This window comes from Clostridium sp. AM42-4, assembly GCF_003480105.1.
Lineage (GTDB): Bacteria > Bacillota > Clostridia > Lachnospirales > Lachnospiraceae > Brotaphodocola.
In genome coordinates, this window is sequence record NZ_QUIK01000057.1 from 1 (window position 1) to 1,016 (window position 1,016).

Sequence of the window (1,016 nt, forward strand, 5' to 3'; positions counted from 1 at the left end):
ATTAAAGTAAAATAAATTGTTATTATATTACGTCAGCTCGCATACCGTATAATTATTCCGCTCGTTGTGTACCAGGAACATTATTTAAGAAATAACATGAGTTCAGCAGATCTTTTTAATGCACCCTTCTCATCTGATGAAAAGAATTTATTCTATCTTTACAAATGCCTTTCGCTCTTTCTAAAACATATCTTACTGCAATAGAAAAGCGTCCTCTGCTTTTATACAGGGACGCTTTTCTATTACCAGTCATCTATTTTTCTAGCGAGTCCTGTTGGTATAAACCACCACATAACTAATAAAATTATAAGTATTACATCCGCTACCTTCCCTAAAAATTGCAAAGGAATCATAGCAAATCCTATAATAGGTAACGTTAATACTTGGATTATATATTGTACTAATTCCCCCAATGAGAAAGAGCCAAAAAACTTCGGCGGCGGATCGTCATAAGGAAATTTTTCACGAAAATCATAAGGATAGAGTAAATGTTTAATATACAATACGACTGCAGTAATTATAACACATTCCGGGTAAAACATTATATATTTCATATTCCGTTATATCCCCGCATAGTCAGAAAAGCGCAGTGCGTACCTGCCACTATAGCCGTACTGTAACGATAACCACGCCACATAATTAAAAAAATCTGTATATGTTTCGATGTCTTCATAGACATTCATAATTTGTCCGGTTGTACTTTTTACTTCAAAAATTTTGTCCATACCTGTCCTCCCACATATAATACTCATATTCCTTATTTTATTATAACATTATTTGTTATAGTTGCAATGGTGGTGCCTACTATATGCAAGGAATATCTAATCATACTTATCAGGATCTGATTCAGGATCTATCGTTCATCATCAGGAAAACCGAAGATAAGTGCAAATTTCACGTCATCAGAGTTGGAGCATCTACTATACAAAAAACGTACTATGCTTAGAAAGGTATATTAAAAATGAAGACTTTAGGATAACAAGCGGGAATCCTCGGTTATTCAATTGCCGAGATGA

2 protein-coding genes are annotated in these 1,016 nt (G+C 34.0%); both read right to left on the bottom strand.

Annotated elements, in window-relative coordinates; all coding sequences use genetic code 11:
* Positions 1-242: 242 nt before the first annotated feature.
* Complete coding sequence (locus tag DW922_RS17320; RefSeq protein ID WP_118468855.1) at positions 243-554, bottom strand: hypothetical protein; 312 nt, start codon at positions 552-554, stop codon at positions 243-245.
* A gap of 6 nt (positions 555-560) precedes the next feature.
* Complete coding sequence (locus tag DW922_RS17525) at positions 561-725, bottom strand: hypothetical protein (RefSeq protein ID WP_154106756.1); 165 nt, start codon at positions 723-725, stop codon at positions 561-563.
* Positions 726-1,016: the final 291 nt, after the last annotated feature.